The sequence below is a fragment of the Streptomyces aurantiacus JA 4570 genome (assembly GCF_000414115.1).
GTDB lineage: Bacteria > Actinomycetota > Actinomycetes > Streptomycetales > Streptomycetaceae > Streptomyces > Streptomyces aurantiacus_A.
The window spans coordinates 47,406-66,236 of record NZ_AOPZ01000017.1; the positions used below are offsets into that span (position 1 = coordinate 47,406).

General features: G+C 70.6%; 17 protein-coding genes and 1 pseudogene. 9 read left to right on the top strand and 9 right to left on the bottom strand.

The genetic code is table 11. The annotated features are described in order from the left end of the window. Positions 1-229: 229 nt before the first annotated feature. Complete coding sequence (locus STRAU_RS02095; RefSeq protein ID WP_016638558.1) at positions 230-808, bottom strand: YdeI/OmpD-associated family protein; 579 nt, start codon at positions 806-808, stop codon at positions 230-232. 152 nt (positions 809-960) lie between these two features. Between STRAU_RS02095 and STRAU_RS02100 the strand changes: the two genes are divergently transcribed. Further along, the gene (locus STRAU_RS02100) at positions 961-1,500 is read left to right on the top strand and encodes a hypothetical protein (RefSeq protein WP_016638559.1); all 540 of its coding nucleotides are present in this window, start codon (positions 961-963) and stop codon (positions 1,498-1,500) included. A gap of 82 nt (positions 1,501-1,582) precedes the next feature. On the opposite strand, the gene gcl is transcribed toward STRAU_RS02100, so the two are convergent. Then, a complete protein-coding gene (gene gcl, locus STRAU_RS02105; RefSeq protein WP_016638560.1) occupies positions 1,583-3,361 on the bottom strand; it encodes a glyoxylate carboligase in 1,779 nt (592 codons plus the stop codon). Positions 3,362-3,703: 342 nt separating this feature from the next. Between gcl and STRAU_RS02110 the strand changes: the two genes are divergently transcribed. Then, entirely contained in the window at positions 3,704-4,372 is a 669-nt protein-coding gene (locus STRAU_RS02110; protein ID WP_037657091.1) for a hypothetical protein, read from the top strand. A gap of 83 nt (positions 4,373-4,455) precedes the next feature. Here STRAU_RS02110 and STRAU_RS02115 read toward each other — a convergent pair whose 3' ends face one another. Together STRAU_RS02115 and STRAU_RS02120 are read right to left on the bottom strand one after the other, a co-directional pair. Next, positions 4,456-6,093, bottom strand: a complete 1,638-nt coding sequence (locus STRAU_RS02115; RefSeq protein WP_016638562.1) for an AMP-binding protein — start codon at positions 6,091-6,093, stop codon at positions 4,456-4,458. Between the two features lie 17 nt (positions 6,094-6,110). Further along, a complete protein-coding gene (locus STRAU_RS02120; protein WP_016638563.1) occupies positions 6,111-7,820 on the bottom strand; it encodes an AMP-binding protein in 1,710 nt (569 codons plus the stop codon). 156 nt (positions 7,821-7,976) lie between these two features. On the opposite strand from STRAU_RS02120, the gene STRAU_RS02125 reads away from it, so the two are divergent. Next, positions 7,977-8,888 carry a helix-turn-helix transcriptional regulator gene (locus STRAU_RS02125; RefSeq protein WP_016638564.1) on the top strand — a complete coding sequence of 304 codons (912 nt, stop codon included), beginning with the start codon at positions 7,977-7,979 and terminating at the stop codon, positions 8,886-8,888. A 64-nt stretch (positions 8,889-8,952) separates the two neighbouring features. Beyond that, positions 8,953-9,606, top strand: a complete 654-nt coding sequence (locus STRAU_RS02130; RefSeq protein WP_016638565.1) for a LysE family translocator — start codon at positions 8,953-8,955, stop codon at positions 9,604-9,606. Between the two features lie 15 nt (positions 9,607-9,621). On the opposite strand, the gene STRAU_RS02135 is transcribed toward STRAU_RS02130, so the two are convergent. Next, entirely contained in the window at positions 9,622-10,779 is a 1,158-nt protein-coding gene (locus STRAU_RS02135; RefSeq protein WP_037657093.1) for a winged helix DNA-binding domain-containing protein, read from the bottom strand. Positions 10,780-10,955: 176 nt separating this feature from the next. Here STRAU_RS02135 and STRAU_RS02140 point away from each other — a divergent pair, with 176 nt between their 5' ends. Next, positions 10,956-12,122, top strand: a complete 1,167-nt coding sequence (locus STRAU_RS02140) for a magnesium and cobalt transport protein CorA (protein ID WP_037657096.1) — start codon at positions 10,956-10,958, stop codon at positions 12,120-12,122. Between the two features lie 227 nt (positions 12,123-12,349). Here STRAU_RS02140 and STRAU_RS02145 read toward each other — a convergent pair whose 3' ends face one another. The 4 genes from STRAU_RS02145 to STRAU_RS02160 form a co-directional block, all read right to left on the bottom strand. Then, on the bottom strand, positions 12,350-13,402 hold the full coding sequence (locus STRAU_RS02145) for a beta family protein (protein ID WP_037657137.1): 1,053 nt from the start codon (positions 13,400-13,402) through the stop codon (positions 12,350-12,352). A gap of 343 nt (positions 13,403-13,745) precedes the next feature. Then, the gene (locus STRAU_RS44380) at positions 13,746-14,579 is read right to left on the bottom strand and encodes a tyrosine-type recombinase/integrase (protein ID WP_310592215.1); all 834 of its coding nucleotides are present in this window, start codon (positions 14,577-14,579) and stop codon (positions 13,746-13,748) included. Between the two features lie 450 nt (positions 14,580-15,029). After that, a complete protein-coding gene (locus STRAU_RS02155; protein WP_016638570.1) occupies positions 15,030-15,266 on the bottom strand; it encodes a helix-turn-helix transcriptional regulator in 237 nt (78 codons plus the stop codon). A 290-nt stretch (positions 15,267-15,556) separates the two neighbouring features. Next, positions 15,557-15,841, bottom strand: a complete 285-nt coding sequence (locus tag STRAU_RS02160) for a helix-turn-helix domain-containing protein (protein ID WP_037657098.1) — start codon at positions 15,839-15,841, stop codon at positions 15,557-15,559. Positions 15,842-16,096: 255 nt separating this feature from the next. Between STRAU_RS02160 and STRAU_RS43390 the strand changes: the two are divergent. The 4 genes and pseudogenes from STRAU_RS43390 to STRAU_RS02175 form a co-directional block, all read left to right on the top strand. Next, positions 16,097-16,374: pseudogene (locus STRAU_RS43390) on the top strand (hypothetical protein); the annotation flags it as partial. 417 nt (positions 16,375-16,791) lie between these two features. Continuing rightward, on the top strand, positions 16,792-16,977 hold the full coding sequence (locus tag STRAU_RS38795) for a hypothetical protein (RefSeq protein WP_016638573.1): 186 nt from the start codon (positions 16,792-16,794) through the stop codon (positions 16,975-16,977). 65 nt (positions 16,978-17,042) lie between these two features. After that, complete coding sequence (locus tag STRAU_RS02170; protein ID WP_203227338.1) at positions 17,043-17,459, top strand: NUDIX hydrolase; 417 nt, start codon at positions 17,043-17,045, stop codon at positions 17,457-17,459. Between the two features lie 324 nt (positions 17,460-17,783). Further along, on the top strand, positions 17,784-18,725 hold the full coding sequence (locus STRAU_RS02175; protein ID WP_016638575.1) for a universal stress protein: 942 nt from the start codon (positions 17,784-17,786) through the stop codon (positions 18,723-18,725). Positions 18,726-18,831 lie beyond the last annotated feature (106 nt).

Genomic DNA, 18,831 nt, shown 5'->3' on the forward strand with positions numbered 1-18,831 from the left:
CCTGAGGAAGGGCGGCCGGGGACTGTCGCCCGGCCGCCGCGGTCCCGCTCTGTTCTGCTCTGTTCCGCTCTGTTCGGGGCCTCCCCATGGATTCCGTCCGGCGGCGCGTACGCATGTTCCGCCAGTCGCGCGCCGTCGGACGGCAGCAACTTCCCGACTCAGCAGCAACTCCCGAGCCCCCGGGGCGCCCTCGCGCCCCGGGGGCTCGACGCACTCTCGCCCGCCGGGCTCAGCGCACCTTCTCCCCCGCCGCCAGCGCCGCCACCATCCGCTCCAGGCGGGCCGCCCGCGTCCGTGCCGTCCGGGCCGTCTGCAGGCGCAGGATCACCAGGTACCGGTCCGTCTTGCCGAGGCCGTCGTACGTCCGCCTGGCCCGCGGTTCGGCGTCGAGCGCCGCCGCGAGGTCGTCCGGGACCGTCGCCTCGGCCTGCGCGTCGTACGCGGCGTCCCAGCGCCCGTCCGCCTTCGCCGCGGCGATCTCGGCGAGGCCGCGCTCCCGCACACGGCCCTCGGCGATCAGGGCCTCGGCCCGGTCGATGTTCCGCTTCGACCAGGTGCCGCGCGGGCGGCGCGGGGTGATCTTCTGGAGGAAGTACGTCTCGTCGAGCCGGCGGCGCTGACCGTCGATCCACCCGAAGCACAGCTCCAGGTCGATCACCTCCTGACCCGCCACGGACGGGACGCCCGACGCCTTCTTGGCGAGCTTCAGCCAGACGCCGGGGCTGTCCTCGTGATGGGCGTCGAGCCACTCCTCCAGCGCCCGCCGGTCGGCGAACGCGAGGACCGGAAGTCCGTCGAGCGTGTCCATGGGAAAACTCCTTCGGTCCGTGCGTCACCTCGCGCCACGGTATCCGCCCACCCGCCTCCTGCCACGGTGTACGTCCCTCTCCCCCGCGCGACGGAGACGGACCGGCGCGGGAGCTGACGATCTCCTCGCGGCCGGGCGGAAGAGTAAGTGCCATGACGACGACCGCAGTTCAGACGCCCGCAGTTCAGACACCCTCTGTCCACGAGAGGCACGTCCCCCGCTGGGCCGAGCGCGTCGCGCACCTCATCCCGCTCGTCCTGCTCCCGCAGTGCCTGTGGCGGCTGCCCTTCGCCTTCGGGTTCGACATGGGCACGGACAACGGCTCGATCGGCAGCCTGTGGATCTCCGTGCCGTACATCTTCGGGCTGAGCCTGCTCACCGAGGCCCTCGCGCTGCTGAGCTTCGGTCTGGTGCGGGGGTGGGGCGAGGTGGTGCCTTCCTGGGTCCCGCTCCTGGGCGGACGGCGGGTGCGCCCCGTGGCCGCGCTGATCCCCGCGACGCTCGGCGGCCTGGGCGCGACGGCCCTGTTCGGGCCCTTCACCTTCGCCGCCCTCGGCTTCGTGTCCCTCGACGGGTTCGACAACGGAGCCTGGGAGTTCCTGTTCCGGGCCTGCGTCCTGCCGGCCGGTCTGTGGGGCCCGCTGGTCCTCGCCCTGGCCGTCCACTACTCCGTACGCCGCCGCCGGCCCTGAGCACCGGGAAGGCCCCCGTCCCGGAGCTGAACTCCGGGGCGGGGGCCTCCCGTTGGGGCACGCCGTGAACGGCTGGGACGTATTACGCCTTCAGCGTCTTGATCGAGCTCGGCGCGTGCCACGGCTCCGTGGCGATCTCCTCGAACTCGGTGACGTCGCTGATGTCCGCCGTGCGGCTCATGGAGATGTTGGTGATCCGCTCCAGGATCGCCTCGACGACGACCGGCACCCGGTACTCCTGCGCCAGCTTCTTGGCCTGCTCGAAGGCGGCGCCCAGTTCGTTCGGGTCGGTCACGCGGATCGCCTTGCAGCCGAGACCCTCGGCGACCTTGACGTGGTCGACGCCGTAGACGCCGAGCTCCGGCGAGTTGAGGTTCTCGAACTCCAGGTTGACCTGGAAGTTGATGTCCAGGCCGAGCTGGGCCTGGCGGATCAGGCCCAGGTAGGAGTTGTTCACCAGGACGTGGACGTAGGGGATGCGGTGCTGCGCGCCGACGGCCAGTTCCTCGATCATGAACTGGAAGTCGTAGTCGCCGGAGAGGGCGACGACCTGGGCGTCCGGGTCGGCGGTGGCGACACCGAGCGCGGCCGGGACGGTCCAGCCGAGCGGGCCCGCCTGGCCGCAGTTGATCCAGTGCCGCGGCTTGTACACGTGCAGCATCTGGGCGCCGGCGATCTGGGAGAGGCCGATGGTGGAGACGTACCGGGTCTCCGGGCCGAACGCCTTGTTCATCTCCTCGTAGACACGCTGCGGCTTGATGGGGATGTCGTCGTAGTGGGTGCGGCGCAGCAGCGTGGACTTGTGCTCCTGGCCCCGCGCGATCCACTCGCCGCGGTCGGGCAGCTCGCCCGCGGCCTTCAGCTCCTCTGCGACCTCGACGAAGAGCTCCAGGGCCGCCTTGGCGTCGGACGCGATGCCGTAGTCCGGCGCGAAGATCTTGCCGATCTGGGTCGGCTCGATGTCGACGTGCACGAACGTGCGGCCCTCGCGGTACACGTCCAGCTTGTAGCCGGTGTGGCGGTTGGCCCAGCGGTTGCCGATGCCGAGGACGAAGTCGGACTCCAGGAACGTCGCGTTGCCGTAGCGGTGCGAGGTCTGCAGGCCGACCATGCCGGCGTTCAGCTCGTGGTCGTCCGGAATGGTGCCCCAGCCCATCAGGGTGGGGATCACCGGAGTGCCCGTCAGTTCGGCGAACTCCACGAGGAGTTCGGACGCGTCGGCGTTGATGATGCCGCCGCCCGCGACGATCAGCGGCCGCTCGGAGTTCAGGAGCATGCCGAGGGCCTTCTCGATCTGGGCGCGGCTCGCGACCGGCTTGTAGATTGGCAGCGGCTGGTACGTCTCCGGGTCGAACTCGATCTCGGTGAGCTGGACGTCGATGGGCAGGTCGATGAGGACCGGGCCCGGGCGGCCGGAGCGCATCAGGTGGAATGCCTGCTGGAAGACGCCGGGGACCTGCGCGGCCTCCAGGACGGTGACGGCCATCTTCGTGACCGGCTTGGCGATCGAGGCGATGTCGACGGCCTGGAAGTCCTCTTTGTGGATCACGTTCGTGGGCGCCTGGCCCGTGATGCACAGGATCGGGATCGAGTCACCGATCGCGGAGTAGAGGCCGGTGATCATGTCGGTGCCCGCCGGACCCGACGTGCCGATGCAGACGCCGATGTTGCCCGGGTGGGTGCGGGTGTACCCCTCGGCCATGTGGGAGGCGCCCTCGACGTGGCGGGCGAGGGTGTGATCGATGCCGCCGCCTTCCTTCAGTGCCCTGTAGAAGGGGTTGATCGCGGCCCCCGGCACGCCGAACGCGTTGGTGACGCCCTCGCGCTTGAGGATCTCGACTGCCGCGCGGGCAGCGGTCATACGAGCCATTGAGTTCTCCTGCTTCGGCTGGCGAATTCTGGCTCCCGTCGCGCCCCGCGGTGAGCTGTGAATTCCGGTCCTGCTTCCGCGCCGTGGCCCGCCTCGCGGGCAACTTCCACATTGCGGAAATTATGTTCTGCTATATGGAAGCAATGTAGGCGGGTGCGGGAGGGCCGTCAAGGGATCCCGGGGCGTCCTCCAGCTCAAAATGGCGTATCGGGATGGCCGCTTTCGTACGACGATGGCCCCGGCGGGCCGACGGCCGGGGATGGCCGGAAGTCCGCTCGGGGCCGCGGGGCGCGGCCCGGCGGCGACGGAGCGCACAGGGCGGCGGTGGAAGCGATGACGGCGGACGGCGTCCTGGTGCGGTGCCCGGTGTGCCGCCACGAACAGGCATACGCTCCCCCGGCGTTCCCCTGCGTCTGCGGCGCCCCCGTCGTCCCGCCGGTCACGCACGGCGCCGCGATCCCGCTGACCCACCGGACGCGGGCGGACGCCTGGGTGACGGTGCGCTGCGGCGCCTGCGGGCGGGCGGCGGACTGGCCCCGGCCGGAGCTGGGGTGCGCGTGCGGGACGGTGCTGCGGGTGCCGGTGGCCCAGGACGGCGCGGCGCCCGCGCCCCGGGCCGCGTTCCGCCCCCTGCCCGTCCGCGACGCCCGCGACGCGGTGACCACGGCGGCCCTGTTCCTGCGCTGGCTCGGCTACGAGGACGTGCGCGACGCGGGCCCCGACGAGGAGCGCCCGCCGTCGGGCACCCGGCTCACCGCGCTCGGTGTGGTGGCGCAGGTCGAGCCGACCGTACGGCACGCCTCACTGCGGGACGTCGAGTGCGCCTGGCTGACGGCCATGACGCGCTCCGCGACCTGCGTGTGCTTCGCCCTGTGCGACTTCACACCCCTGGCCCGCGCCCGCGCAGACGAGCTGAAGGTGGCCCTGTTCCGCATAGACCTGTCGGGCACGCCGGAGCCGCTGAACGCCGCGGCGGACGAACTGACGGCAACAGGCGCGTAGCGAGGAAGGGCGGGCGGGTGGGTGGGGAAATCCGCCGCGCAGCGGCGGCACTGAACCCGCTCACCGGGGCCCGCGGCCCAACCTCAGCCGAACCGCTCCCGCAGCTCCACCTTCCGCACCTTCCCCGACACCGTCATCGGAAAGCTCTCCAGGATCCGCAGCCCAGCCGGGATCTTGTAGTGGGCGAGCTGCCCCGCGCAGAAGCCCCGCAGTTCCTCCAGCGTCAGCGTGTCCCCCGCGTCCCGCAGGATGACGCAGGCCAGCGGTACCTCGCCGTACCGCTCGTCGGGCACGCCGACGACCTGCACGTCGGCGATCTTCGGGTGGCCGTACAGGAACTCCTCGATCTCGCGCGGATAGACGTTCTCGCCACCCCGGATGATCATGTCCTTGATGCGTCCGACGATCCGGACGTACCCGTCGTCCCGCATGACCGCGAGGTCGCCCGTGTGCATCCAGCGCCCGGAGTCGATGACCTCGGCGGTCCGCTCCGGGTCCTCCCAGTAGCCGAGCATCACGCTGTACCCGCGTGTGCACAGCTCGCCGGACTCCCCGCGCGGCAGCGTCACCCCGCTCACCGGGTCGACGACCTTGACCTCGATGTGCGGCAGGACCCGCCCCACGGTGCCGGTGCGGCGCTCCAGGTCGTCGTCCATCCGGGTCTGGAGGGAGACGGGCGAGGTCTCGGTCATGCCGTAGCAGATGGAGACCTCCTCCATGTGCATCTCGGCGACGACCCGCTTCATGACCTCGACGGGGCACGGCGACCCGGCCATGATCCCGGTCCGCAGCGTCGACAGGTCGTACGTCGCGAAGTCGGCGAGGTTCAGCTCGGCGATGAACATGGTGGGCACGCCGTACAGCGACGTGCACTGCTCGCGCTCCACGGCGTGCAGCGTGGCCACCGGGTCGAACGCCGGCGCCGGGATCACGACGCACGCGCCGTGCGAGGTGGCGCCGAGGTTGCCCATGACCATGCCGAAGCAGTGGTAGAAGGGCACCGGCAGGCACACCCGGTCCTGCTCGCCGTAGCCGATGGTGCGCCCCACCCAGTACCCGTTGTTGAGGATGTTGTGGTGGGAGAGCGTGGCGCCCTTCGGGAAGCCCGTGGTCCCCGAGGTGTACTGGATGTTGACCGGGTCGTCACAGCTCAACTCGGCCTCGCGGGCCGCGAGTTCACTGTCACTGACGGACCGCGCCGCGTCGAGCAGCGCGTCCCAGGACCCGTCCTCGATGTAGTGCACGGCCCGCAGCGCCGGGCACTCGCCCCGGACCTCGTCGACCATCGCGCGGTAGTCGCTGGTCTTGTGCCGCTGGGTGGCGACGAGCAGCGAGATACCCGACTGCTTCAGGACGTACGCCAACTCGTGTGCCCGGTAGGCCGGGTTGATGTTCACCATGATGGCGCCGACGCGCGCGGTGGCGTACTGCACCAGGACCCACTCGGCGCAGTTCACGGCCCAGATGCCGACCCGGTCGCCCTTGCCGACGCCCGAGCCGATGAGCCCGCGCGCCAACTGGCGGACGGCGGAGCCGAATTCGGCGTACGTCCAGCGGGTGCCCGCGGCGATGTCGACGAGGGCGTCCCGGTCCGGCCAGGCGGCGACGGCCCGGTCGAGGTTCTGCCCGATGGTGTCACCGAGCAGGGGTGTCCTGCTGGTGCCGTGGGCGTACGAAAGGGCGGCGGCGCCGGGCGCGCCCTCGGAACCGACCGGACCCACCGGACCCGCCGTCGTGCTCACCGGAAGTCCTCCTCGCGGTACTCCGCGTCCGACCCCTTGACCGTCGCCTCCCGCAGCTCGATGCGGCGGATCTTGCCGGACACCGTCTTGGGCAGCGCGCCGAACTCCAGGCGGCGTACGCGTTTGTACGGGGCGAGCACCGCCCGCGAGTGCTCGAACAGCAACTTCGCGGTGTCGGGCCCGGGTTGGTGGCCCTCGGCGAGCACCACGTACGCCTCGGGCACGGCGAGGCGCACCGGGTCCGGGGCGGGCACGACCGCCGCCTCGGCCACCGCTTCGTGTTCGAGCAGCGCGCTCTCCAGCTCGAAGGGCGAGATCTTGTAGTCGGACGCCTTGAAGACATCGTCCGATCTGCCCACATAGGTGAGGTATCCATCGGCGTCGCGGGCGCCGATGTCGCCGGTGCGGTAGTAGCCGCCCGCCATGGCCTCTGCGGTGCGCTCCGGGTCGCCGTGGTAGCCGGTCATCAGGCCGACGGGGGCGGCGGACAGGTCGAGCGCGATCTCGCCCTCGGCGGCGCCGGGTTCGCCCGTCACCGGGTCGAGCAGTGCGACACGGAAGCCGGGCGTGGGCCGCCCCATGGAGCCGGGCTTCAGCTCCTGGCCGGGGGTGTTGGCGACCTGGACGGCCGTCTCGGTCTGCCCGAAGCCGTCCCGGATGGTCACCCCCCAGTCGCGCCGCACCTGCTCGATGACCTCGGGGTTCAGCGGCTCACCGGCGGCGACGACCTCGCGCGGCGGCGCCTGGAGCTGGGTGAGGTCGGCCTGGATGAGCATGCGCCACACGGTGGGCGGCGCGCAGAAGCTGGTGACGCCCGCCCGGTCCATCTCGGCCATCAGGCGGCCGGCGTCGAAGCGCGTGTAGTTGTGGATGAAGACGGTCGCCTCCGCGTTCCACGGCGCGAACAGGTTCGACCAGGCGTGCTTGGCCCAGCCCGGCGAGGAGATGTTCAGATGCACGTCGCCGGGCTTGAGACCGATCCAGTACATGGTCGCCAAGTGGCCCACGGGGTACGACACATGGGTGTGCTCGACGAGCTTGGGGCGGGCGGTCGTGCCGGACGTGAAGTACAGCATGAGGGGGTCGTCGGCGCGGGTGACGCCGTCGGGCGTGAAGTCCTCCGGGGCGGTGTCGACGCCCTCGTACCGGATCCACTCCGCGGACGGCGCGTCAGGTGTCCCGGTCGCGGGGGCGCCGACCACGATCCGGGTGTACTCCCCCGGGACGTCGTCGAACTTCGCGGTGTCCTCGGCGCGCACCACGACGTGCCGGGCCCGGCCGCGCTCGATGCGGTCGCGCAGATCGGCGGCGCCGAGCAGCGGCGTCGCCGGGATCACCACGGCGCGCAGCTTCATCGCGGCGAGCGCGACCTCCCACAGTTCGACCTGGTTGCCGAGCATCACGACGACGCGGTCCCCGGCGCCGACGCCCAGCGCGCGCAGCCAGTTGGCGGCCCGCGCGGAGCGCCGCGCGAGCCCCGCGAAGGACCGCCGGGTCTCGGTGCCGTCCTCCTCGACGATGTGCAGTGCCGTGCGGTCGTTGCCGTCGGCGATCGCGTCGAACCAGTCGAGGGCCCAGTTGAAGGTCGCGGGCCGCGGCCAGGCGAAGCCCTCGTACGCGGCCGTGTAGTCCTCCCGGTGGCGCAGCAGGAAGTCCCGTGCCGCACGGAAGTCCTCCGTGCGGCCGCCCGTTCCGGTCGCCGTCATCTGCGCTCCTCGCATTCCGCGTGACCCCGCTCGTCCGTACCATCGTGTAATTCGTGATGCAGGTCTCACTACCCCCGGACGGGGGTGGTGTCCCGCGCGGGGCAGGACCTGTCTTGTGGATCAGGCCCTGGGGCCGGGAGCTGAAGGGGCGCGCGCGTGACGGCTGCGGACGGCGGCGAGACGGCGGACGTACGGGCCGCGCTGCTGCGGCTGCGCCGCGGGACGGGGCTGCCCGTGGCCTTCGGCGGGCTCGTGACCGGCGCGGACGGCGCCTCGCGGGTGCGGATCGCCGAGCTGAGCGGCACGGCGACGCGCTCCCTGAACGGCCTCGCGATCTTCGCGGGCCACGGGCTCGGCGGCAAGGCCGTCGCCCTCGCCCGGCCGTGCGCCGTCACGGACTACAGCACGTCCCGGCAGATCAGCCACGAGTACGACGCCGCCGTCGAGCCCGAGGGCCTGCGGGCGGTGCTCGCGGTGCCGCTGGTGGTACGCCGCCGGGTGCGCGGCCTGCTGTACGGCGCCCTGCGCACCGCGCTTCCGCTCGGCGACCGGGCGCTCGCCGCGGCCGTCGAGGCCGCCCGGGACGTGGAGCAGGCACTCGTCGTCAGGGACGAGGCGGCCGCGCTCGCGGCGGCGGCCCGGGAGGCGGTCGCGGAGCTGCCCCCGCGGCGGTACGGCTCCGGGGACGCGGCGTGGGAGCGGGTGCGGGAGGCCCACGGGGCGCTGCGGGCGCTGGCCCCACGGATCGGTGATCCCGCGCTGCGGGAGGAACTGCTCGCGGTGAGCGACATGTTGACGGCGGCGTCGGCTGCGGCGGTCGCGTCGGCTGTCGGCGTCGTGGCCGGGGTCGGCGGCTCCGGCTCCCGCTCCGGGGTCCGTCTCGCCCCGCGCGAGCTGGACGTGCTCGCCTGCCTGGCCGGCGGCGCCACCAACGCGGCGGCCGCGCGGCGCCTCGGCCTGCGCCCGGAGACGGTGAAGAGCTACCTGCGGTCGGCCATGCGGAAGCTCGGCGCGCACACGCGCTGGGAGGCGGTGGTGGCGGCACGGCGGGCGGGGTTGCTGCCGTAGCGGGCCCGGGGCCTTGTTCAATGACCGCACACAGCGCACCTAGGGGATGGGGGGTGGGACCCGCATGGTGTCCACCGACAGATTTCTGGCCTTCGCGGCGATGTCGGCGCTGGTGATCGTGATCCCGGGGCCGAGCGTCCTGTTCGTGATAGGCCGCGCCCTCGCGCACGGCCGCCGCACCGCCGTGGCGACGGCCCTGGGCAACGTCGCGGGCTCGTACCTGATGATCGTGGCGGTCGCCTTCGGCCTCGGCTCGCTGGTCGAGCGTTCGGCGGCGGTGTTCATGGCGGTGAAGCTGGCGGGCGCGGCGTATCTGGTGTTCCTGGGGGCGCAGGCGTTCCGGCACCGCAAGGAGATGAAGGCGGAGGCGATCCGCGCGGCGGGGTCCGGAGCGAAGTCCGCGCGCGGCGACGCCCGCACCGTCCTGGACGGCGTCCTCGTGGGCCTGACCAACCCGAAGGGCATCGTGTTCGCGGCGGCGGTCCTTCCGCAGTTCGTCGACCACTCGGCGGGCCACGTCCCCCTCCAGATGCTGCTGCTCGGCCTCGTACCGATCAGCATCGGCCTGGTCACGGACACCCTGTGGGGCCTCACCGCGTCCGCGGCGCGCACCTGGTTCGCCCGCTCGGACCGCAGGCTCGCGCTGATCGGCGGGGCGGGCGGGTGCACGATGATCGGGCTCGGGGTGACGGTGGCGGCGACGGGCCGCGCGGACTGAGCCCTGGCGGCCTGCCTACGCGTCGACGACCGCGCCGAACCCGACGTCGTACGAAGCCGCGTCGGCCGCGAGCAGCCGCACCGTGCGCTCCGCCTCCGCGGCGACCGCCTCGCGCCGCGCCTTCGTCAGCGTCCCGAACGGCTCCACGGTGAGCCGCGCCGCGCCGTCCTTGGCCTCCTCCAGGCGCCAGACCCCGGCGAGGAAACCGTCGACGAGGAAGACGCAGAAGGGCTGGTTCCCCTTCCAGGTACGGGACTTGTACGCGTCGGGCACCACGCGGGTACGGTCGGCGTGGGACAGCAGGAGGTTGTCGTACTCGGGCAGGAACCGGGGCGGAGCCGGGGTGTCCGGATCGGGGCGGGGAGCGTCGGGCAGGTCGAAGAGCTCGACGCCGTGCTCGTCGCGGAACGTACACAGCCGGGGCCGCAGCCGCTCGAAGGCGCCGCGCAGGCGGGTCAGACCGGCCCAGGTGTGCATGTCCTTGACGGAGGCGGGCCCGAAGGCGGCGAGGTAGCGCAGGACGGTGTCGTCGAGGGCGTCGGGCCCACCTGGCGTGGAGGCTTCGGCGAGGGGGCGGCCGAGCCAGTGCTCGGCGGTGGTGAGGGCGACCTGGCCGCTCTGCCGCCACAGGCCGCGCGGGGTGACCTGGACCAGCGGGAGCCGGGCGCGGGCGGCGATGCCGAGGGACTGCGGGTCGGCGTCCGGCCAGTGCCGCAGGAGTTCGGCGCGGAGCTGGGCGAGGGTGCGGGGCTCCTCCTCGACGTACGCCCGCGCGAGCGCGGTGAGCCGGTCCAGGTCCACGCCCGTGAGGCCGCCCCGGAACATCCGCAGCTCACGGTCGATGGCGGGCTGCGCCAGCGGCCGCAGCGTGAGCATGTCGTCGGCGGTGAGGGTGTGGACGGTGGACCGCATGGTGACGGCACGGACCGCGGCGCGCTCGCTCATCAGCCGCGACAGCTCCATCGGGTCGAACCCCGCGAGACGCGCGGCGAGCGCGTAGTACGGGGGCTTCACGTTCTGCGCCTGCAGCCCGACGAGGTGGGTGAGGGCGGCTTCGGCGGACATCTCGGCGCGGCGCAGGAGGAGCTGGCGGGCGAGGGTGGCGCGGTTGAGGGCGCGGGGGGTGAGGGTCGCCGCGGCGGACGTCTTCGCACTCGACGGGGTCTTCGTCATGCCCCGCACGCTAGCGCCGCTTGCGGACACATACGGTCCGCGATAGCCCCGCCCGCCGCGGTCGCGCCCACGTAATCTGCCGCATATATCCTGCTCCGGGGCCGCAGGGCCGAGCGAACCGGGCGGACCGCGCGGGCCCGTACGAAGCCGACCGACCAATCACGGAAGGGCTGCCGGTGACTCCGGAGCGACGAGCACACCGCCCACAGCAGACGCGCAAGCACTCCTGGCGGCGGGCGTCCTCCCAACCCGCGACGGCCGACCGGCCGCCGGCCGACGCGCCGCAGCCCCACGCCGAGCAGACCCCCGCCCCCGCGAGCGCCCCGAGCGTGGTCCAGGCGGCGCTGTACCGCGACGGCGTGCGCGTCTCCTCCCCCACCTCGCTCGCCGCCACCTTCCGGGAGTTGCGCGCGCAGCCCGACGGCATGGCGTGGATCGGCCTGGCCCGCCCGACGGAGGCGGAACTGCTGTCCCTGGCGGCCGAGTTCGACCTGCACGAGCTGGCGGTCGAGGACGCGATGGAGGCCCACCAGCGCCCCAAGCTGGAGCGGTACGGCGAGACGCTGTTCGTCGTCCTGCGCGCGGCCCGCTACCTGGACGCCCCGGAGGAGGTCGACTTCGGCGAGCTGCACGTGTTCGTCGGCGCCGATTTCGTCATCACGGTGCGCCACGGCGCGGCCCCCGACCTGTCGGCGGTGCGCCGCCGCATGGAGGAGGACCCGGAACTGCTGCGGCTCGGCCCGGAGGCTGTCCTGTACGCCATCCTGGACGCGGTCGTCGACGGCTACGCCCCCGTCGTGTCCGGCGTCCAGAACGACATCGACGAGATCGAGACCGAGGTCTTCAGCGGCGACCCCGAGGTGTCGCGCCGCATCTACGAACTCTCCCGCGAGATGGTCGAGTTCCAGCGCGCGACCCGCCCCCTGGTGAGCATGCTGCACGGCCTGATGGCGGGCTTCGCGAAGTACCGCACGGACGAGGAACTCCAGCGCTACCTCCGCGACGTGGCCGACCACGTCACCCACACCAGCGAACGCGTCGACGGCTTCCGCCAGGCCCTCACCGACATCCTCACCGTCAACGCCACGCTGGTGACGCAGCAACAGAACGCGGAGATGCGGGCGCTGGCGGAGGCGGGCTTCGAACAGAACGAGGAGATCAAGAAGATCTCTTCTTGGGCGGCCATCCTGTTTGCTCCCACGTTGGTGGGAACGATCTACGGGATGAACTTCGAGACGATGCCCGAGCTGAAGTGGGCAGCCGGGTATCCGTTCGCGATCCTGCTGATGGCTGTGGTGTGCGTGAGTCTGTACTTCATCTTCAAGCGGAGGGACTGGCTGTAGATAGCAGGCCGCACCGACCACTGAAGTTCACAGGAGCGAACAGTCCTTGGAGTTCGTTTCGACGCCCTGGGGAGAATCTGGGGAGAATGCGCAGCGCCGGGGAGTGGGTCGCCTCCTGCGTTCACCGCTGACCGTCAACTCCTTGCACCATGGGACAGCACCGACTTACGACCCCATTTCGTCACAGAGCATGCAAGCGAGGCCGTTCAAGTGTGTGAGCCATGCCGTTACGACGCATTGCTGAGCCGCAGGCTGCGGACGACGTATGTCATGTGCTGGGCCGCACCGACCCACAGCCAAGTGCCGAAGTTCCCGGTTCCCCCGAGCCCCTGCGCGCAGTCTCGTATCCACGCCTCACCCGCGCTAGCGCCCGGCGAACGGAAGCCGGGCGTCTCAAACAACCCTCGTGCCATCGCTCGGTTGTGTGCTGTGCGATCCACGCCACGCGCCAGCATCTTCGCGACGACGTAGGACTGTTCGGTGGTGTAGCGCAGGAGCCCCCATGGCGGGCCGCCCTTGCCAGCGCTCGCCACGCGAGCAAGGTCGCTGGCGGGCTGAATCCCATAGTCACCGTAGGTCAGCAGGGGACTATAGGACCGGCCGCTGTCTGTGGCTTCGCACCACGCGGTCCATTCCACACGCGGTGCGTCGTGCAAGCCCTGGGTCAGCATGTCGGCGGTTACCGATGGCATCCCCCCACCGATCACCGCGACGGTCCGCCAGGGCGCTAGTGGTACCAGGGCGTCCAGGGCCTTCAACGCTTCCTTGCCCGCCTCAGGCCGGTCAGAGAGAACTCGGGCGAGATCAAGGAGCAGGTCCACTTCCACTGCGAGATCCGCCTGTGCCAGCAGGTCGCGTACGTCCCCTGTGACATCGGCGTCCCACTGCTCTTCCATCCGCACCCGGACGCCGAGCCCATCACCGGAGCGTCGGGCCGTCTCCCAGGCCCACACCTGCTGCTGCCGGGCGCGCTCCGGCCCGGTCACCGGCCGCAGCGGGGCCTCAGCGACTACTCGCTGCAAGAGCAGTGCGAGCACGGAACGTTGGGAATCCTCCGCGAACGGGGCGTCCAGCCAGGCGGGGTGGTAGCGCTGGACCTTGGTCACCACACGCAGGTCGCCCCGGAACGCGGCGCCGAGTTCGGAAGGCCCAAGGCCAGTGCGTAGCGGAAGGTTCCACAAAGGCACCACGTCCCGCTGGATGTCCGGACTCAGGCGGCGATATGCACCCGCTGCATGAGGCCGGGCTGGAAGCATGGGTACGTACAGCGGTCCGGGCATGACGGCTTCCCCCTCTGCGCCGTTCACTCCTCTTCCCTAGTTGCCAGGGTGAGCGGCCCAAATACTCCAGGTAAAGAGGGTGTTGCCAGCCAAAATGGCCTGCATAGACCATGCAACGCGGCATACGACCTCAGCAGGACACTCGAACCACGCTTATGTCCAGTAGCAGTCGTTGTGCCGGACAACAGCGGGGCAGGCCGTAGCCGCGAGCGGTGGCTGGGGCAGCAGCAGTGGGCCCTCAAGAAACGACGTACTCACTACGGAGTTTCACGGGTCGACGCATGCGGCCGCGGCCCGGCACAACACAAACGGGTGGCACAGCGCGTGCTGTGCCACCCGTTCTTCAGGCCACGACCCGGCTCTCAGGGACGTACGCGGGGATCGAACCAAGCAGCGCGTGGACCGCAGCACGCCCCTTCCCACCGGCCTCCGGCGTGAAGTGCGCGTAGTGGTCGAGCGTGATCGTCGGGCTGGAGTGGCCGAGCCATCGGGCCAACGTGACGACGGACTCACCCGCTTCGAGGATGACCGAGGCGAAGGTGTGTCGGAGGACGTGAAAGCCATCCTTGCGGGATGCCTTCCAGCGCTGCCCCTTCTCCCGCATCGGGATGACCCCGGCCGCAGCGAGGGCGGGCTTCCAGACCTCGTCGTGGCCCGCAGTGCGTTGCCGTACGTCGTCGTCAGGGCGAGCGGGAACATCCGCTTCTCCCGCTCCGGCTCGGGCCCGCCCCATGGCAGTTCGACCTCGACGGCCGGGTACTGCAAGAAGTGCGCTGCCAGCTCGGCCGCGACCGACCCCGGCATGTCGACGATGCGCGTCTTCCCGCCCTTGGGCAGCGCGAAGTACAAGCGTCCGTTGAGCAGTTGGACCTGTCTGCGCACGCGGATGATCCCGCGCTGGAAGTCGACGTCCTCCGGTGAGAAGCCGAAGACCTCTCCCTGCCGCAGCCCGCAACCAAGGGCGACCACGACCGCGATGCGGTAGCGCGCCTTGATCGCGTCCCGCATACGCTGCGCGGTCTCCAGCGGCCACGCCTCCCGCTGGTCCTCCGGCACCTTCGGCCAGTGCACCGACTTGGCGCGCATCGGATTGCGTACGAGGCGCTTGTCGTCGATGGCCGTCTCGAAGATGTTCGAGAGGGTCGTCAGGATCTGGCGGGTGTAGCGCGGCGCGCATTCGCCTTCGAGCGTGGCGATGTAGCCACGCAGGACGGTCGCCGAGATGTCCCTCAGGCCCACCGTGCCGAGGTGCGGAAGGATGTGGAGGCGGAAGCGGGCGTCGACGCGCTTGATCGTGCCAGGGGCGCCCCGCACGCCCTCCTTCCAGAAGCGGGTGACGTAGTCGGCCAGCGTGATGGAGCCATCGCGCGGGTCGACGAACTCTCCACGCTCGCTGTCGGTTCCGGCTCTGCGCAGCCACGCCTTGGCGTCCTCCAACGTGTCGAACGACATGTTCCGTACGCCGGGGATCCCGGCGACGCGGTACCGGGTGCCCTTCCCGTAGCGGGCGGTGCGCTCCCGCTTGCCGCTGGTGGGGTCCTTCTTCTTGTTGATCCAGCGGTCTTCTATATAGCCGGCCAAGTACTTCCTCGGGGTTGGGGGTGGGGGTGCCGCTACCGCTGGTGCGTCAGGCCGTAGCCGAGTGGTCGACCCGACGCTGCGGGGCCGCGCTCACGGGGTCGAGGGCCGGGTTGGAGCGCGAGTCGGCCAGCTCCTGCTCCCGTATCCAGGCGTCGAGCGCGTCGAGCCGGTACGTCACCCGCCCACGGGCCCCCATCCGGAAGCTCGGTGGCCCCTGCCGCCGGTGCCGCCAGACGTAGAGCGTGCGCGGCGAGATACCGAGATAAGCCGCCGCTTCCTGCACGCCAAGAAATGCCCGTCCTATGGCGGAGGCATTCGGAAGCGCGGAGTAACGACGCTGGGAAAGCGGGGCGACTTCAGACAAGAAGGGGTCCTTCGGCTAGGAATTTGGATTCACGAGCGCCCCGTCACGACGATTGGCTCCATGCCGTGGCGGCAATTCCTCGGCAGGACCCTTTTCCACTGGCCGCAGGACCTGCTGCGCAAGGCTCTGCGCGACGGATGGAGACGGGACCGCCTCGGGAGACTCAATAGTCCGGAGGATCCCCGGTTTTGCTAACCGGGGATCGTCGGCTATGTTGCGCCCTCGCTGAGCGGGGCCAGCGGCTGAGCGCGACAGCCGAGCAACGCGTGCGGGGCGACATCAAGGGCCATGGCGATGGCTACGAGATCGTCGATGTCGCAGCGCCGGACCCTGCGTTCGATGCGGGAGACAGCAGTGAAGGTCATGGGGCGCCCAAGCGCGGTGACGCGACTGGCGAGCTGGCGCTGGGAATAGCCGAGTGCGGTGCGAGTGGACTCGATGGCGCGGGCAACGGCCTGTCCTGCGGGCCCGATTCGGAGAGGACGTGGAGGCATGGTCGTGTTGCAGCTTCCGCACGCCGCCTCAGGGAAGCGCTATTCGTCTGCTGTGAGCGATGCGCTGTACGACGGCGATTTCGGCAACCGGGGATCTGGGCCTACTGCATTCGCGGCCCATCAGGAAGTTGTACTGAGTTCATGAGTTAACTCTGAAGTTTTGGGCTGTAGGTGTGGCTGTGTCGCCCACGCATCAGCGCACCATCCCCTGCCCGAATCCCCCCGCCCCCGATTCACGAAAGGTGGTCGATCTACATCGCCCGTATCCGCACCACCAAGCCCGAGGCGTTCGCATCCGAGTCCCTGGCAGCAGTCCCCTCTCCGCCGAGCGGACCTTCTTCGGACTGCTCACCCAGGCCGACGACCACTGCCGGTACCGCGACCAGGCAGCCGTCATCACCGGCCGGCTGTGGTCCCTGCGCCCCGAGCACGGGCCCATGGGCGTCGAGGACGACCTCAACCAGCTCCACACCGCTGGCCTGATCTGCCGCTACAAGAGTGCGGACGGGAAGCGGTACCTGCACATCGTCACCTGCCCTGCGTCCTTGCTGCCAGCCCCGCTGTAACTGCAGGAGCGGGCGCACCGACTGACGGTTGTGCTGCCGCGCGACACGCGCCTCGTAGACAGAGACGACGAGCGAGGCAACCGCGATCACGACCGCACATATGGCCACGACGGTTTCTGTGCCTACTCGCATCCGACCCTCCGGTCGAAGCACCCGCTCGGGCAGTAGCGGCTGACTGTGCCCCAGGTTGAGGCTGGCACAGATCGTCGGCCAGTACGGCTTGGCCGCCATGATTGCGACCAACGCTCGGTGATGGCGTCCCACGAACAGCATTACGGGACAAGCCTGAAGCGGAGCACCGGTGGCTGCGAGCGAGATCCTGCTCATGACGTAGGTGTCGGGGGAAGCCAACGAGGCCGTGGAGCTGTACCGGCGCCTGCACGGGTGGGGACCGACGGTGCCGTCACCGCCACCCTGCCCGAGGTCCAGGGCGGGGTGTGCGCGGCTGCCACGGCCATCTCGGTCGCCCTCAGCCACATCTCGCCGAACAGCACCGCACGAGAAGTGTGGGACCGCTACCTGGCGTTCGGGTACGCCCGTGCGAAGAGGGAGAACGCGGCACAATCCTGAGACACGTCGGCCCCTGACGCTACGTTGGGGGAGCCGCCGTTGTCGTACAGGCCCAAAGGAACGCCGTGGCAGACGCCTTGCAGACGAACCCCGGATGCGTCGCAGTCATCCTCACGAGCCGCCAGGAGATCATCCTCCAGCACCGTGACGACAAGCCCGAGATCTGTTGGCCGGGGTACTGGTCGCTTCCCGGAGGCGGAGCCGAGCCGGGTGAGACACCGATGGACACCGTCCTCAGGGAGATCAAGGAAGAGACCGGGGTCGTTCCGGACGAGATCGCTGAGGTCCCGGTCACGCCGTACGAGCCCGCCAAGAACCCGCCGCACGTGTTCCTCGGCTCATGGGACGGTGCGGAACAAGACCTAGTCCTTGGGGAAGGGCAGGCGCTGCGGCTGTTCCCGATGAGCCAGCTGCCGCAGAAGATGCCTCCTCATATCCGTCATTACATTGATCAACTGATCCGCGGAGTTACCGAGTCGTAGCTCGGAGCCCGGCACTGCGGCCCAAGACGCTGCCTCCGTCAACCTCACCGTGAGGTCGTTCGGCGACTGATTTCCTCCCGCGTCTCCCGCCCTGGCTGGACAGACGTGGCCGTGTGCGAGAACGATGAGCCACGCGGCCACCCACTCGCATGGCCTTCGAAAGTAAGGCCCCACATGGCGTGCTCACCTGGCATTCCCGTTCGACACACCGTCGGCGCCGCTGACCGCCGGCGAGATCTGGGGCGCCTCCCCCAAGCGCCGAACAGCCCCGGACGGGACCATCGGCCCCTTCAACCGCAGGCCCGACATGATGAGGCTCGGAGCATGGCCGCCACGCCGGTCCACGACCCGCACACCTCAACCATGGAGGTCTCCATGATTCGCCCCGTCACCGCCGGCCTGGACGGCTCCCCCGAAAGCCTGGCGGCCGCAGAGTGGGCCGCTCGCGAGGCCGAGGACCGCGGCCTCCCCTTGCGTCTCGTACAGGCATGGATCTGGCGGCAGCAGGACGTGCCCGTCGCGGAGGACCTGGACACCCAGAAGCGATGGGCCCTGAGCGTCCTGGAAGAGGCCAAGGACCTGGTGTGCGATCGGCATCCGGGCCTGGCCGTCAGCACGGAGCTCATCTGCGACACGGCACCTGCCGTGCTGTTGGCCGAGGCGGAGGCGGCCGAGATGCTCGTGCTGGGTTCCAGTGGCCACGGGGCCGTCGCCGGATTCCTGCTGGGCTCCGTCGGACAGCAAGTCCTGGCCCGGGCGCAGCGCCCAGTGATCTTGGTGCGGGCCGGCCATCGCCCGGCCAACGAGGGCGGCGGTGCAGCGGAGCACGACAGCGGGAACGTGGTCGTCGGTCTGCAGGAACCCGCTGAGATTCCCGCGCCGCTCCTCGAATTCGCCTTCAACGCGGCCGCCGTCCGCGGTTCCGCCCTGCACGCGGTCCACGCGCCCGACCTGCCGCCGCTGTACGGGTACGGCCCTGCCGTAGGGCGGCTGGCCGGGCAGGAGGGCGGGATCACGAGGCAGGCGGAGAGGGCACTGACGGACGCTTTGAGGCCGTGGCGTGAGAGGTACCCGAAGGTGCCGGTGACCCACGCCGTCGAACTGGCGCATGCCTCCAGCGTCGTCCTCTCGGCCGCCCCGCAGGCCGGTCTGGTGGTGGTCGGCCGCAAGATGCACCGTCGCGCCCTCGGCATGCGTATCGGACCGGTCGCACACGCCGTACTGCACCACGCCACCGCCCCCGTCGCGGTCGTCCCGCACGACTGACGCCCCACGGCGCGCAACGCCAGGGGACCGGAATCCGTGCCCCAGGGCCGGACGGCCCTGGGGCAGCGACCGTCCAGCACCTGCTGCATCGAGACGACGCGTCCGA

Bases quoted from the DNA above. Each gene is read 5' to 3' on its own strand.
- STRAU_RS02175 (WP_016638575.1), top strand. From the start codon at position 17,784: ATGGCCGCCACGCCGGTCCACGACCCGCACACCTCAACCATGGAGGTC.
- STRAU_RS02095 (WP_016638558.1), bottom strand. From the start codon at position 808: ATGGACACGCTCGACGGACTTCCGGTCCTCGCGTTCGCCGACCGGCGG.
- STRAU_RS02145 (WP_037657137.1), bottom strand. From the start codon at position 13,402: ATGCCCGGACCGCTGTACGTACCCATGCTTCCAGCCCGGCCTCATGCA.
- STRAU_RS02130 (WP_016638565.1), top strand. From the start codon at position 8,953: ATGGTGTCCACCGACAGATTTCTGGCCTTCGCGGCGATGTCGGCGCTG.
- STRAU_RS02135 (WP_037657093.1), bottom strand. From the start codon at position 10,779: ATGACGAAGACCCCGTCGAGTGCGAAGACGTCCGCCGCGGCGACCCTC.
- STRAU_RS02100 (WP_016638559.1), top strand. From the start codon at position 961: ATGACGACGACCGCAGTTCAGACGCCCGCAGTTCAGACACCCTCTGTC.
- gcl (WP_016638560.1), bottom strand. From the start codon at position 3,361: ATGACCGCTGCCCGCGCGGCAGTCGAGATCCTCAAGCGCGAGGGCGTC.
- STRAU_RS02120 (WP_016638563.1), bottom strand. From the start codon at position 7,820: ATGACGGCGACCGGAACGGGCGGCCGCACGGAGGACTTCCGTGCGGCA.
- STRAU_RS02160 (WP_037657098.1), bottom strand. From the start codon at position 15,841: ATGCCTCCACGTCCTCTCCGAATCGGGCCCGCAGGACAGGCCGTTGCC.
- STRAU_RS02110 (WP_037657091.1), top strand. From the start codon at position 3,704: ATGACGGCGGACGGCGTCCTGGTGCGGTGCCCGGTGTGCCGCCACGAA.
- STRAU_RS44380 (WP_310592215.1), bottom strand. From the start codon at position 14,579: ATGCGCGCCGCGCTACACCCGCCAGATCCTGACGACCCTCTCGAACAT.